Raw genomic sequence first — 13,732 nt, 5'->3', positions numbered from 1 at the left:
AGGCTCCCGGGTCAGGAGAGCAGGAAGTCCAGCGCGCCGTGCTCGCGCAGAATGTTCAGGCCGATGGCGATGAGGATGGTGCCGCCCAATAGCTCCGAGCAGGTGCCGATGCGCTCTGCCCGGGCCACGGTCTTGCCCAGGTGCAGGCCCGCGGCGGTGAAGGCCAGGGCCACCAGCCCGATGACCAGGGCGGGCCACCACACCGACACCCCGAGCATGGACAGGCTCAGGCCCACGGCCAGGGCGTCGATGCTCGTGGCCACCGAGAGCATGACCAGCGAGAATCCCCTGGTGGGGTCGCCCCGGCCCTGCTTTTCTTCCTCAAAGGCCTCGCGGATCATCTTGACCCCGATGTAGGTCAGCAGGCCAAAGGCGATCCAGTGGTCGTAGGCCTCGATGTGGTCGCGCACCGTGAGGCCCAGGGACCAGCCCAGGATCGGCATCAGCGCCTGGAACAGGCCGAAATGCCAGGCGAGGCGGAAGGTCTGGCGCGGGCTGACGGTCCTGAGGGCCACGCCGGTGGCCACGGCCACGGCAAAGGCGTCCATGGCCAGGGCCACGGCGATGATGAAGAGTTCGATGGGTCCCATGTACGCTCCGGTCAAAGTGGAGCCACAGGGATAGCCCGGTCGGCGAGGGATGACAAGACCGGCTGGCGGGTGGACAGGGCAAACGCAGCGAATTCCCGGCTGTCCCTAGCGACCCGCCATTCTTTGGCTACAGAAATGTCTGCGCATACGTTTTTGTGTGTCATGTCAGACGATTTTGTCGTGAGCGTTGCTGCTCCCTGCGGCGTCGTATCGCCAACCTGCCTGAATGCATGAATCCTTCCCATTGGCACGGCTTGTGATTAGGGTGACACTGGCGCGACTGTCCGAGGGAACGTCAAGGAGTGGACCAACGACCATGGATATTCTGCATCGACTGCTTGAGGCCCGGTTCATGGAACCGCTCCTGCTCACGCTCAAGGTGGCCGGGCTGGCCACCGCAGTGGCAGCCGCGCTGGGCATCGCCGCTGCCTATGTCCTGTCGAGGAGCAAATTCCCCGGCCGCGATCTGGTGGACGCCCTGTGTACGCTCCCGCTGGTCATGCCGCCCACGGTGCTGGGCTATTATCTGCTGGTGGTCATCGGCCGCCGGGGGATGGTGGGCGGGTGGCTCAAGGAGACATTCGACATCACCCTGGTCTTCACCTGGCAGGGCGCGGTCATCGCTGCCGCCGTGGCCGCCTTCCCGCTGGTGTTCAAGTCGGCCAGGGCCGCGCTGGAGGGGGTGGGCAGGCACTATGAGGACGCGGCCCGCACCCTGGGCCAGGGCGAACTGGCCGTGTTCCTGCGCGTGTCGCTCCCCCTGGCCATGCGCGGCGTGCTGGCCGGGACCATGCTCGCCTTTGCCCGGGCCATGGGCGAGTTCGGGGCCACCCTGATGGTGGCGGGCAACCTGCCGGGCCGCACCCAGACCCTGTCCCTGGCCGTTTATTCCGCCGTGCAGGCCGGGGACGATGATCTGGCCAATGCGCTGGTCCTGGTCATCAGCCTCGTCTGCATCGCCATCCTCATGACCACCAGCCGCCTGCTGCGACCCAGATTCTGACAACCCCAAGGGAGAACTCGTCATGCGCAGCCTTTCCAGAATCATCCTCACGGTGGCCATGGCCATCAGCCTCGTCATGCCCGCCACACCGGCCAGGGCCAAGGACCTGATCGTCTCGGCCGCGGCCAGCCTGACCGACGCCTTCGGCGACATCAAGACCGCCTTTGAGGCCGAGCACCCCGGCGTGAACGTGGTCATGAACTTCGCCGCATCCGGCGCGCTCTTCCGGCAGATGGCGCAGGGCGCCCCCGTGGATGTCTTCGCCTCGGCAGACCACAAGTGGATGGAAAGGGCCGTGGACGAAGGATTCGTGAACAGGGACGCGGTCGCGGTCTTTGTCCGCAACGACCTCGTGCTGGCCGTGCCCGCCGACAATCCGGCCAAAATCACGGAACTTGGCGACCTGACCGGCGACAGGGTAGGCACCATCGGGCTGGCCACTCCCGTGACATCCCCGGCTGGGCAATACACCCGCACCGCCCTGAGCGAGGCCGGGCTGTACCATGCCCTTGCCCCGAAGCTCATCTTTGGCGAGACCGTCCGCCAGATACTTGATTACATTGCCCGGGACGAGGTGGATTGCGGGTTCGTCTTCCGCACCGACGCCGTCAAGGCGGGCAAGGCCGTCCTGGTGGTGCAGGAGATTGCCCTTGAAGAACCCATCACCTACCCCATCGCCGCAGTGAGCGAGAGTCGCGACCCGGCCATGGCCCAGGCCTTTGTGGCCTTCGTCACCTCGTCCGCCGGGGCGGCCCTGCTCGAAGCCCATGGCTTTGCCAGACCATGACCGCAGGGAGAGCCGATGCAGTTTGAAGTGGACATCGTCAAGCGGCTGCGGGGCGGCAGCGGGGAATTCGTGTTGCGATCCCGGTTCTCGGCCACGGACCGCGCCCTGGCCCTGTTCGGGCCATCGGGGTCGGGCAAGACCCTGACCCTTTTGGCCCTGGCCGGGCTGCTCACGCCGGATGCGGGGCGCATCGCCATCAACGGCGACGTGCTTTTCGACTCGGAGGCCGGGATCAACCTCCCGGCGCGGCGGCGCGGCGTGGGCTACGTGTTTCAGGACTACGCCCTGTTCCCCCACAGGACCGTCTGGCAGAACGTGGCCTTTGGCCTGACACCGCTCTTTGGCCGCATCAGCAGGGAGGACGCTGAGCGGGTGGACGAGTTGCTCGACCTCTTCGGCCTGTCCGGCCTGGCCGGTCAGCGCCCGGCCACCCTCTCGGGCGGTCAGAAACAGCGTACGGCCCTGGCCCGGGCCGTGGCCCCGAGGCCGCGCGCCCTGCTTCTCGACGAGCCTTTCAGCGCCCTGGATCAGCCCCTGAGGCTGCGCATGCGGGAAGAATTGTCACGGATGCTCGACGCGGTGTCCATCCCCATGGTCCTGGTCACCCACGACGCCGACGAGGCCGAGGCCTTTGCCCGGACCGTGGTGGTCTACAACCACGGCGCCGTGGCCGGTGTGCATCGCGCCGACGAGGTGACGGGCCAGGGCCGTGATCTGGCGGACGTGCTGCGCCGCCAAGTGGCCGATGCCTACGCCGACGCCTGACCGGATGGTGGATGGAGCAGGGGTGCGAACCGACCGCCAGCAAGGCGGCAGGGTTACACGGAGGGGAACATGCTACAGGAAAGGGCCAGGGCCAGAGCGGCGGCCCGGGCGCGTCCCGATGTCCTGAGGCACTGCTTGACCATGGCCTCCTTGAGCACGCCCTGAAGGCTGCGCAGCAGGTGGAGGCTGTTGACCGAATGTTCGGTCGGGGGCTGCACCAGCGCGTGGGGGGCGAAGCGGATTCTGCGGCGCAGGAAGTCGAGCACCGGCTCGCCGGGGGCCATGAACGCGTCGGTGCTGCCGACGATGAACTGCTCGCCCGGGTAGTGGGCATCGCTGCTCACGGCCCAGCCCAGCCCCTCACCCCTGTCGGCCAGGGGCAGGTCCAGGGTCAGGTCGAGCTTGTGCTGGGTCTTGCAGAAGAATTGCCCCGCTCCACAGCCCGTGAGCTGCGAGTCAAAGGTCAGGGCCGAGCCGTTGTGAATCTCCACGTAGTCGGACATGGCCAGCAGCCGGAGGTAGGCCCGGCGCGAGAGGATGTTGCCCGCCGAGGTGCGGCCAAGGTGGAAGGGATGGGGCACGATGGTCAGCGCGCCGGTTTCGGCGGCGATGCGGGCCACATCGCGCACGGACCAGCCAAAGGTGCGGACCTCGCCAAGACCCCGACGCAGCCCTGCCTCGTCGTCAAAGAGAAAAATGATGTCGATGCCCTCGGACGACACGGCCTCCACGCCCGGGATGACGGTGGTGCGCAGGTCGGCCGTGGCCTCGGACAGCCGCTGGTAGGCCTCAAGGGGCTTCTTGTAGGAATGTTCGGTGGACGCCAGGAAGTCCGGGCCGCACTGCCTGAGGTGCCGACGGATCTTCCGCAGCCGCAGGGCCTTGCTCCTGGTGGGCATGCGGTGGATGTTGGCATGGAAATGAAGGTCGAATGTCAGCATGGGCTCGATGTTCCGAAGCTCCTCACGGGTAGCGGGCGCGGATAACGTGGCGCGGGGGAGCGCGTGGTCGGCCATGACGTCCGGGGCAAAATCTAACCACTCTCGCCGCTTTGTCAAGCAAAGTCGGACAGCGCACCTGACGGAGCGTGGTGATCAATGATTCTCATTGCCCGCGAATGACAGATGCTGCATGGTGGGCCAAGTAGCGCCACAAGCGCCCCACCGATTCCTGTGAACGAGGATGGCTCACCGTGAAACGGCAATTTTTCATGCGCTTTCTGATCTACTCGGCCGCCGCCGCCCTACTCTGCGTCCTGCTCCACCAGGGGCACCGGAACGACCAGCGGTTCGCCCTGTCGCTGCGGATGGCCACCCTGCGCACGAGCATCGAGAAGGAGGTCATCGGCAACCTCCTGCGCATACAGGGCATGGCCACCTTCATCGCCACGACGCCAAGCCTGGACAACAACGCCTTCAACCGCTTTGCCAGCGAGACCCTGCGCGACACCTCGCTGCTCAAGAACATCTCGGCCGCGCCGGACTTCGTCATCCGCTTCGTCTACCCCATGGAGGGCAACCGTCAGGCTCTGGGTACCGACTACCGGACCCTGCCCGGCCAGTGGGAGCAGGCCCTGCGCGCCAAGGAGACAGGTTCTCTGGTGGTGGCCGGACCGGTCGCCTTGGTCCAGGGGGGCACCGGGCTGGTGGGCCGCGCGCCCGTGATCATTCGCGACATGAACCAGGAGCGCTTCTGGGGCCTTGTGTCGGCCATCATAGACATCGAGCGCCTGTACGAGGCCGTGGGCCTGCGCGACTACGGCGACCTCAAGCTGGCCATCCGGGGCGTGGACGGCAAGGGCGAGGAAGGAGCCGTGTTCTTCGGCGACGCCTCCCTCTTCGACCCGGCGCGCGAGGCCGTGCTCATGCCCGTGTCCTTCTCCTCGGGCTCGTGGCAGTTGGCCGCCCTGCCCGCGTCCGGCTGGTCCGGCATCCCGCGCTCCCTGCCGGTGATGTACGGGCTGGTGGCCCTGCTCTACGCGGGCGGGCTCGTCTTCTCATACCGGACCCTGCGCAAGGACCAGGATCTGCATCGCATCAGCCAGGGGCTGGCCGAGGCGCAATCAATGGCCCACCTGGGCAGCTGGGAAATGGACTTCGCCACCGGCTCGGTCCGGTGGTCGGACGAGACCTACCGCATCTTCGGCCTGGACAGGGAGCACTACACGCCCACCATGGACGCCATATGGGAACTGGTCCACCCGGATGACCGGAGCCTGAGCGAGGAGAGCTTTGCCGCTGCCCAGGCCGGGGGAAAGCCGTACGCCCTGACCCACCGCATCGTCAGACATGACGGCAGCGTGGGCCATGTGATGGCCCGGGGGAATTTCACCAACGGGCGGGGCGGCGATCCAGCCCGCGCCGTGGGCACCCTGCTCGACATCACCCCCCTCAAGGAAACCGAGGCCGCCCTGCGCGCCAGGGAGCAAACCCTGCGCGCCATGAGCGATGCCTCCATCGACGCCATCATCATGGTGAACGCCGAAGACACCGTACTCTTCTGGAACAGCGCGGCCACGCGGCTCTTCGGCTACACCGAGCAGGAGGCCATGGGCCGCAATCTGCACGGCCTCGTCACCCTGCCCCAGGACGCGCGGGAAGCGAGACACGGGTATCCCCATTTCGCCCGAACCGGCTCCGGCCCGGCCGTGGGAACGATCAAGGAGTTCACCGCCGTACGCAAGGACGGCACCACCTTCCCGGTGGAGCGGGCGGTATCCGCCTTTTCCCTGGACAGCCAGTGGCACGCCGTGGGCATCCTGCGCGACATCTCACGAAGGGTCGATGCGCGCGAAAAGCTCGAATCCTACGCCCGGCGCATCGCCCTGGCCTCAGAGGCCGGAGGCGTGGGTGTGTGGGAGTGGGACACCCTGACCGACGAACTGACCTGGGACGCCCGCATGAAGGAATTGTACGCCATCAAGCCCGGAGAGTTCAGCGGGCTTTACCGCGCCTGGACCAGCCGGGTGCATCCCGAGGACCTGCCAGAGGCCGAGGCCACGCTGGGAGCCCTGCGCACCGAGGGCGGCGACTGGAACCGCGAATTTCGCGTCGTCCTGCCCGACGGCGGCCTGCGGCACATCCGGGCCTCGGCCAGGGCGCGCAAGGACAAAAACGGCCGGGTGACGAGCATCATCGGCATCAATCAGGACATCACCGAACAGCGGCTGGCCGAGCAGGAGCTGACGCGGCTGGCCACCCGCGACAGCCTGACCGGCCTCTTCAGCCGGGGCCACTTCATGGAGCTGGGCGAGCGGGCCATCGACCACGCCAGACGCTACGACGAGCCCGTCTCGGTGCTCATGTTCGACGCCGACCGATTCAAGGCGGTCAACGACACATACGGCCACGACGCGGGCGACGCGGTGCTGCGGGCCATGGCCTCCACCGCCGCCGAGACCCTGCGTCAGGTGGACGTGCTGGGCCGCATCGGGGGCGAAGAGTTTGCGGCCGTGCTGCCCCAGGCCAACGCGGAGCAGGCGCTGCTCGTGGCCGAGCGGCTGCGCACGGCCATCGCGGCCTGCCGGGTGGATATCGGCACCGGCGCTCCGCTCTCGGTGACCGTGAGCATCGGCGTGAGCGTGGGCGACCCGGCCTCGGCCAACCTCGAGGACATGCTCAAGGGCGCGGACACGGCCCTGTATGCGGCCAAGCAGAACGGGCGCAACCGGGTCGAACGGGCCTGATCCGCCAGGGCAAACGCATCAAAGAATCGCCGGGTGGGCAACCGCTTCACAATCGAAGCGCTGACTCGAAATCCGATGCGTTTGCCCTGGCGCAGACTCGGGTCGGTCTTGCCCGCGTTGGCGGTTTCGGGTATCCGGAAAAAATCGGGAGGACCGCCATGGTCCTTGCATCAGCCACCATCAAGGAGCGGCCCATGCTTTATTTCCGCACCCCACGTCCCTGCCTCCTGGCCCTGGCCCTGGTCCTGCTGCTGGCCGCTCCGGCCTGGGCCGGGCTGCCCGAGGGGTTCTGCCACGTGGACGAGGCGGTCCCCGGCGTGGTCCTCGACGTGCGCTACTTCACCAGCCACAATTTCGTGGGCGAGCCGGTGGACGGATACGAGGCGCCGCGCGTCATCCTGACGGTGCAGGCGGCCCGCGCCCTGGCCGGGGTGCAGGCGACCCTGGCCCGCTTCGGCCTCGGCCTCAAGGTCTTTGACGGCTACCGGCCCCAGCGGGCCGTGGACCATTTCGTGCGCTGGGCAGAGAATCTTGACGACTACATCGCGGCCAAGTCCGGCCATTCGCGCGGCTCCACGGTGGACCTGACCATCATCGATGCGGCCACGGGCAAGCCGCTGGACATGGGCACTGCCTTCGACTTCTTTGGCCCGCCCTCCTGGCCCGACAGCCCGGCCATGGCCGCCCAGGTGCGCGCCAACCGCGCCCTGCTCCAGGGGATCATGATCAGCCACGGCTTCCGCCCCCTGGCCGAGGAGTGGTGGCACTTCACCCTTGAGGATGAGCCTTTCCCGGACACCTATTTCGATTTCCCGGTCCGCTGACACGCGAAATTTCCGGGTCCGCAAAAAAGACCGGCGCGCAGCCCCCTGCGCGCCGGTCTTTGCCGTTCGATGCGTCTGTTTGGGCCGTGATCCCGGTCAGGCCGGGTCCACGAGGATGACGACGATATCCATGACGTTGGTGCGCGTGGGGCCGGTCTTGAGGATGGTCCCGGTAGCGGTGAAGAAGGTGTAGGCGTCGTTGTCGTCCAGGTGGCGGCGGGCGGCGGTCAGGTTGGTGGCGTCGCAGTCGCCCAGGGTGTCGGGCAGGACCAGGGCGCCTGCCGCATCGGTGGGGCCGTCCGTGCCGTCGGTACCCACGCAGGCCATACTGATGCGCCCGCTTTCCGGGCCGGATTCATGGAGGCGGATGGCCGCGGCCAGGGCCATCTCCTGGTTGCGGCCGCCAGTGCCTGCTCCCCGGATGGTCACGGTTGTCTCGCCCCCGGCCAGCAGGCACACCGGCGGCTTGGGGCCGTCGCCGCCGCAGATGCCCATGGCCGTGCAGACGAGGTGTGATGCCACCTGGCGCGCCTCGCCCTGCATGGCGGGCTCCATCACCAGCGGCGCGTAGCCCAGTTCGCGGGCCGCCTCGGCCGCCCCGGCCAGGGCCTGGGCATTGCCCGCGATGATGATGTTGCGCACTCGGGCGAAGCAGGGGTCGTCGCTGCCAAGGGTCTCGGGCAGGTTGCCGTCGCGCCCGGCCCGGAACAGCTCGACCACCTCGGGCGGCACGGCCTCGCGCAGGCCGTAGCGCTCGAGGATGTCGAGGCAATGGGCAAAGGTGGCGTCGTCCGGCGCGGTGGGGCCGGAGCCGATGACGTCCAGCCGGTCGCCCACCACGTCGGAGATGATCAGGGTCAGGACCGTGGCCGGTTCCAGAACCTTGGCCAGATGCCCGCCCTTGATGGCCGAGAGGTGCTTGCGGATGGCGTTGATCTCGTCGATGGTCGCCCCGCAGGCCAGCAGGCGGCTGGTGGTCTCCTGCTTGTGGGCCAGGGTCACGGGGGCCACGGGCGCGGGGGTCAGGGCGCTGGCTCCGCCCGAGACGAGGCAGAAGACCAGATCGCGCTCAGTGGCCGTGGCCGCGAGGTTGAGGAGCGCCTCGGCCCCGCGCTGGCCCGCCTCATCAGGAACGGGGTGGTCGGCCTCTTCTATGCGAACGCGGGCGAGGTCGCAACCGTGGCCGTACTTGGTGATCACCAACCCATCGTGCAGCCAGCGTTCAAGCACCCGCTCGCCCAGGATATCCTCCAGGGCGCGGGCCATGGACGCGCTCGCCTTGCCCGCGCCGAGCACCAGGATGCGCTCGAAGTCGGTCAGGTCGTATCGTTTTCCGGCCACGGTCAGGATGTTTCCATCGCGGGCCACGGCCTTGCGCATGGCTCCTTTCGGGGCCACGGCCTCGATGGCCCGGTTGACGATGGTCAGCAGGTGCTCGCGTCGCGCGGCGTGGGCCGTGGTCATGCCGTTGCTCCGCTGTTCTGCCCGTCGAAGAGCTGCGGGTTGAGGCAGGTCTCGGGCCGCTGCCCGGCCAGCATGGCGAGCATGTTGCGCGCGGCCAGGGTGGCCATGTCGGTTCGCGATTCGATGGTGGCCGAGCCGATGTGGGGCAGGACCACGGCGTTGTCCAGCCCGGCCAGTCCCTCGGCCATGGCTGGTTCGCGCTCGAACACGTCGAGGCCCGCCCCGGCGATCATGCCATCCTTGAGGGCTGCCACGAGGTCGTCCTCGTTGATCACCGGGCCGCGCGCCGTGTTCACGATGCAGGCCGTGGGCTTCATCCGGGCAAAGGCGGTGGCGTCGAAGAGGTGGCGGGTGTCGGGCGTGAGCGGGGCGTGGATGGAGATGAAGTCCGCCTCGGCCAGCAGGGTGTCAAAGGGCACGAGGCGCGCACCAAGCCGGTCTTCGAGCACCGCGTTGCGCCTGCCCGAGGAACTGGTGTAGAGCACCGGCATGTCGAACCCGCGCGACATCAGGGCCATGGCCGTGCCGATGCGGCCCGCGCCCACGATGCCCAGCGTCTTGCCGCGCACGCCCTGGCCCATGAATTGGAGCGGCCCCCAGCCCTGCCACGCGCCCGAGCGCATGACCCTGTCCGCCTCCACCACGCGCCGGGCCGTGGCAAAGAGGAGCGCCCAGGCGCATTCGGCCGTGGCGTCGGTGAGCACGCCCGGGGTGTTGGAGACCGGGATGGCGCGGCGGGTGGCCTCGGCCACGTCGATGTTGTCGTAGCCCACGGCGTAGTTGGCGTAGCCCTTGAGCCCCGGCGCGGCCTCGAAAAACTCCGCGTCGATCTTCTCGGTGAGCAGGCCGATGACGCCCTGGCAGTCGGCCACCGCTGCCAGCAGCTCGGCCCGCGACAGGGTGCGGTCCTCGGGATTGACGGCCACCTCGGCCGTCTTGGCCAGCAGGTCGATGCCCGCGTCCGGGATGCGCCGGGTGATGAAGATTTTCGGTTTGCTCATGAATGCCTCCTTGGGGTCTCGGGGGGCTACAGCCCCTTTCTGGGGTCGAAGTCCTGGCCCAGGGCCGCCGGGGGGTCGAAGGACCAGCCCCGGGAGAATCGCTTGAGGAGCGGGTGGCGGCGGACCAGATCCTGAATCCAGCCCACGCGACCCATGTTCACGGCCAGCAGGGTCAGGATCATCATGGGGAACGGGGCCACCTGGAAGACCGGGGCCGGAATGGACGGAAAGATATCCTGAAGATAGATGCCCGACACCTGGAGGGCGGCGAAGAGGACTGCACCAAGGGCCGCGCGCACCGGGTGCCAGCCGCCGAAGATGACGATGGCCAGGGCAATCCAGCCCGCGCCCTCGCACCCCTGGGGGCGGCCCCAGCCGGGCTTGACCGCCAGGGAGTATGCGGCTCCGGCCATGCCCACCAGCGCCCCGCCAGCCAGACAGTACCACAGCCTGACCAGCCGCACCCGGATGCCCCGGCCAAATGCCGCCCGGGGCGACTCGCCCACGGCCCGCAGCCGAATGCCCGCCTCGGTGCGGTACATCCACCACCAGCACAAAAAGACGGCCACGAGGCTCAGGTGGACCACGGGCGAGCGCGAGCCGAAAACGGGGCCGATCAGGGCCACCTCGCCCAGGCCCGGAATGGTCCACAGGCCGAGGTCCGGCCCGGGCTGGCGCGAGAAGGAATGGCCCAGGAAGTAGGCCAGGTCGCGAGCCAGCAGGGTGAGGATGAAGCCCACGGCCAGTTGCGACTGACCCAGAAAGATGCCGATGACGCCGAGCAGGCCCGCGATGGCCGCGCCCACGGCCATGCCGCCGAGCATGCCGAGCCAGGGACTGTCGAAGGTCACGGCCACGGCAAAGGCGGTCATGGCGGCCAGCAGGATGGAGCCGTCCAGCGACAGGTTGATGACGCCCGCCTTCTCGGTGAGGGTCTCGCCCAGGGTGGCCAGGATCAGGGGCGCGGCGGCCATGAGCACGGCGGCCAGGGCCAGGGCCATGGTATCGGTCATGCCGCCTCCCTTCTCTGGCGCAGCCATAGGCGCAGGCCGTGGACGATGAACACGGACAGGACCATTATTCCCTGGATGACCCCGCTCAAGGACGAATCAAGGCCCATTTGCAGGGGCAGCTGGATGGAACCCACGGTGAGCACGGCGAAGAAGAAACAGATGAAGGGCACCGGGCCGAGCCGGAAGGAGGCCATCATGCCCACCAGCAGGGCGGTGTAGCCGTAGCTCGACGAGATGGAGGGCAGCAGCCGGTGGTAGACGCCCAGCACCTGGATGGCTCCGGCCAGCCCGGCCAGCCCGCCGCAGAGCATGAAGGCCTGGAGCAGGCGGCGGCGCGGCCCCAGCGCGAACAGGGTGGCGGCCTTGGGGTTCTCGCCCACGGCCCGAAGCTTGAGCCCCCAGGACGAGCGGCGCAGGAGTAGGCCCACACCGACGATGGCGGCCAGGGCCAGGGCCAGGGCGGCCCAGCTCACGCTCATGGGGCCGAGCCGGGGCAGCCACAGGGACACGTCGATGGGCTCGGTGCCGGACATGGAGGCCACCCCCGGCCGCTTCCACGGGCCGAAGATGAGCCACAGGGTCACGCCCAGGGCCACGAAGTTGAGGCCCAGGCCGGAAAAAATCTCGTGAACCCGGCCAAAGACGCGCAGCAGCCCGGCCAGCAGCGCCCAGAGCGCGCCGCCCAGGATGCCTGCGGCCATGGCCAGGATGATCTCGGGCACGCCGCCGGTGTCAAAGGGGCGCAGGGCCGCGGTGCAGAAGATGGCTCCCATGACCACCTGCCCCTCCACGCCGATGTTCCAGAGCCGGGCGGTGAAGGTCACGAGCAGGCCAACGGCGCAGAGCGTCAGCGGCACCCAGCCCGCCAGGGCGCGGCCGAGCTTGGTCACCGAGCCGAGCCCGCCCTCCAGGAGCACCGCGATGGTCTCGAAAGGAGACGCGCCCGAGGGCAGGGTGACCAGGACGGTCAGGCCCAGGGCCAGGAGCAGGGCCGCGCCGAGCCAGCCCGCCTCGGTCAGTGCCGGGAATCGTGACCATGCCTGCGTCTTTTCCTGCGATTGTGTCCGCGATTTCTCCTGCGATGTCGCCCGCGACGTTGCCCGTTTCATTGCCCGCCTCCCAGGACTTGGTCGGGGTCCTTGCCTGCCATGAGCGCGCCCACCACCTCGGTGGTGGCCCGGGCGCGATCCACCACCGCGGCCATGGCCCGGTCATAGAAGACCGCCACCCGGTGGCTGTGCGCCAGCACCTCGTCGAGGTCCGGCGAGAAGAAGATCAGGGTCGCGCCCGCCCGGCAGCGGTCGTGGAGATGGCTCCACACCTGCCGGGCCGAGCCCGCGTCAAGGCCGCGTGTGGGATGCTCCATGAGCAGCAGGGCGGCGTGGTCCGGGATGAGGGAGAGGAGCAGCCGCTGCTGGTTGCCGCCGGACAGCTCGCTGGCCCGGGTCTGTGGGTGGGCGCGCAGGTTGAAGCGCTCCACGCACTGGCTCTGGTAGAAGGCGTCCAGCTCGTCGGAACGGCCCGGAAAGGCCAGGGCGATGTGCTCGCGCAGGGTCAGGGCCGGGAAGAGCGCCATCTCCAGCCGGTCGGCGGGCACGAAGTGGACCCCGGCCCGGCGCAGCACGGGAAAATCGTTGGTGGTGTATGCCCGGCCATCCAGGGTCAGGGTGCCGCCGGGCATGCGGTCCAGGCCGCACAGGCCGCGCAGGAACAGCTCCTGGCCGCTGCCGTCCAGCCCGGCCAGCCCGATGCATTCGCCGGGCCGGGCCGAGAAACGCATCGGCCCCATGGAATACTTGGGGCCGGCCATGACCACGTTGTCCAGCCGCAGCCGGGGGGGCGCGTCAAGGGCGGCCGGTCTGGGGGTGGCCGGTCCGGGCGCGTCCGCCCCTTCGGACTCCGCCGCATCGCCGAACATGCGCAGCACCAGTTCCCCTTCGTCATAAGGCGGGGTCAGGGTGGCGACAATGGCGCCCTGGCGCATGACAAGGATGGCGTCGGCCATCTCCAGGGCCTCGGAGAGCTTGTGGGTGACCAGGACGATGGTGTGGTTCTCCTCGCGGGCCAGCTTCATGAGCAGGTCGAAGAGTTCGCGTTTCTGCTCCGGGGTGATGCCCGTTGTCGGCTCGTCGAGGATCAGCGTGGTGGCCCCCAGGTCCAGCAGCCGGAGCAGTTCGAGCAGTTGGCGCTCGCCCACGGTCAGGGACGAGACCGCCTCGTCGGGCAGGAAGCAGGCGTCGAGGCGGTAGGAAAGTTCGCCGATGACGTCGAAGACCTGCCCCTTGGTCCGTTTGGGCGCGCCCAACTGGAAGTTCTCCCAGATGGGCATGGCCGGGAAATCAAGCGGGTCCTGATAGAGCATGCCCACCCCGTGCTCGCGGGCCAGGGTCGGCGTGAGGAAAGCCACGGTGCGGCCGCCCAGGTCGATGGTGCCAGAGGTGGGGCGGGTGTGCCCGGCCAGCACGCGCATGAGCGTGCTCTTGCCCGCGCCGTTCTCCCCCACCAGGGCATAGATGCGGCCGGGTTCGAGGGTCAGGCTGACGCCGTCGTTGGCCCGAACCCGGCCGTAATGCTTGTGAATGTCCTGTAAGACGATCATC

At 68.5% G+C, this 13,732-nt stretch carries 12 protein-coding genes; 5 read left to right on the top strand and 7 right to left on the bottom strand.

The window, feature by feature from the left end; all coding sequences use genetic code 11:
• Positions 1 to 11 precede the first annotated feature (11 nt).
• On the bottom strand, positions 12 to 590 hold the full coding sequence (locus tag QQS14_RS02080; RefSeq protein WP_285905231.1) for a manganese efflux pump MntP: 579 nt from the start codon (positions 588 to 590) through the stop codon (positions 12 to 14).
• Between the two features lie 316 nt (positions 591 to 906).
• On the opposite strand from QQS14_RS02080, the gene modB reads away from it, so the two are divergent.
• The 3 genes from modB to QQS14_RS02065 are packed head-to-tail and all read left to right on the top strand — an operon-like array spanning position 907 to position 3,145.
• The gene (gene modB / locus QQS14_RS02075; protein ID WP_285905230.1) at positions 907 to 1,593 is read left to right on the top strand and encodes a molybdate ABC transporter permease subunit; all 687 of its coding nucleotides are present in this window, start codon (positions 907 to 909) and stop codon (positions 1,591 to 1,593) included.
• A gap of 22 nt (positions 1,594 to 1,615) precedes the next feature.
• Positions 1,616 to 2,380 carry a molybdate ABC transporter substrate-binding protein gene (modA, locus tag QQS14_RS02070; protein WP_285905229.1) on the top strand — a complete coding sequence of 255 codons (765 nt, stop codon included), beginning with the start codon at positions 1,616 to 1,618 and terminating at the stop codon, positions 2,378 to 2,380.
• A gap of 15 nt (positions 2,381 to 2,395) precedes the next feature.
• Positions 2,396 to 3,145 carry an ATP-binding cassette domain-containing protein gene (locus QQS14_RS02065; RefSeq protein ID WP_285905228.1) on the top strand — a complete coding sequence of 250 codons (750 nt, stop codon included), beginning with the start codon at positions 2,396 to 2,398 and terminating at the stop codon, positions 3,143 to 3,145.
• 53 nt (positions 3,146 to 3,198) lie between these two features.
• Here the strand turns inward: QQS14_RS02065 and QQS14_RS02060 are convergent, their stop codons facing one another.
• Positions 3,199 to 4,086 (bottom strand): PHP domain-containing protein, encoded by an 888-nt coding sequence (locus QQS14_RS02060; RefSeq protein WP_285905227.1) that lies wholly within the window; start codon positions 4,084 to 4,086, stop codon positions 3,199 to 3,201.
• A gap of 251 nt (positions 4,087 to 4,337) precedes the next feature.
• Here QQS14_RS02060 and QQS14_RS02055 point away from each other — a divergent pair, with 251 nt between their 5' ends.
• Together QQS14_RS02055 and QQS14_RS02050 are read left to right on the top strand one after the other, a co-directional pair.
• Positions 4,338 to 6,830 carry a diguanylate cyclase gene (locus tag QQS14_RS02055; protein ID WP_285905226.1) on the top strand — a complete coding sequence of 831 codons (2,493 nt, stop codon included), beginning with the start codon at positions 4,338 to 4,340 and terminating at the stop codon, positions 6,828 to 6,830.
• A 158-nt stretch (positions 6,831 to 6,988) separates the two neighbouring features.
• Entirely contained in the window at positions 6,989 to 7,654 is a 666-nt protein-coding gene (locus QQS14_RS02050; RefSeq protein ID WP_285905225.1) for a M15 family metallopeptidase, read from the top strand.
• A 96-nt stretch (positions 7,655 to 7,750) separates the two neighbouring features.
• Here the strand turns inward: QQS14_RS02050 and QQS14_RS02045 are convergent, their stop codons facing one another.
• The 5 genes from QQS14_RS02045 to QQS14_RS02025 are packed head-to-tail and all read right to left on the bottom strand — an operon-like array spanning position 7,751 to position 13,731.
• Positions 7,751 to 9,118, bottom strand: a complete 1,368-nt coding sequence (locus QQS14_RS02045) for a glycerate kinase type-2 family protein (protein ID WP_285905224.1) — start codon at positions 9,116 to 9,118, stop codon at positions 7,751 to 7,753.
• Positions 9,115 to 10,119: a 2-hydroxyacid dehydrogenase gene (locus tag QQS14_RS02040; protein WP_285905223.1), complete on the bottom strand. Its 1,005-nt coding sequence runs from the start codon at positions 10,117 to 10,119 to the stop codon at positions 9,115 to 9,117. Before QQS14_RS02040 ends, QQS14_RS02045 begins: the two co-directional genes overlap by 4 nt.
• A gap of 26 nt (positions 10,120 to 10,145) precedes the next feature.
• Entirely contained in the window at positions 10,146 to 11,132 is a 987-nt protein-coding gene (locus tag QQS14_RS02035; RefSeq protein ID WP_285905222.1) for an ABC transporter permease, read from the bottom strand.
• Positions 11,129 to 12,241 carry an ABC transporter permease gene (locus QQS14_RS02030; protein WP_285905221.1) on the bottom strand — a complete coding sequence of 371 codons (1,113 nt, stop codon included), beginning with the start codon at positions 12,239 to 12,241 and terminating at the stop codon, positions 11,129 to 11,131. Before QQS14_RS02030 ends, QQS14_RS02035 begins: the two co-directional genes overlap by 4 nt.
• Complete coding sequence (locus QQS14_RS02025; RefSeq protein ID WP_285905220.1) at positions 12,238 to 13,731, bottom strand: ATP-binding cassette domain-containing protein; 1,494 nt, start codon at positions 13,729 to 13,731, stop codon at positions 12,238 to 12,240. The genes QQS14_RS02030 and QQS14_RS02025 overlap by 4 nt, the downstream gene beginning before the upstream one ends.
• Between the last annotated feature and the right edge of the window lies 1 nt (position 13,732).

The organism is Pseudodesulfovibrio pelocollis, assembly GCF_030282845.1.
GTDB classification, from domain to species: domain Bacteria; phylum Desulfobacterota; class Desulfovibrionia; order Desulfovibrionales; family Desulfovibrionaceae; genus Pseudodesulfovibrio; species Pseudodesulfovibrio pelocollis.
Note: the sequence above shows the minus strand (reverse complement) of the source record. Positions and strands in the feature narration are given on the sequence as shown.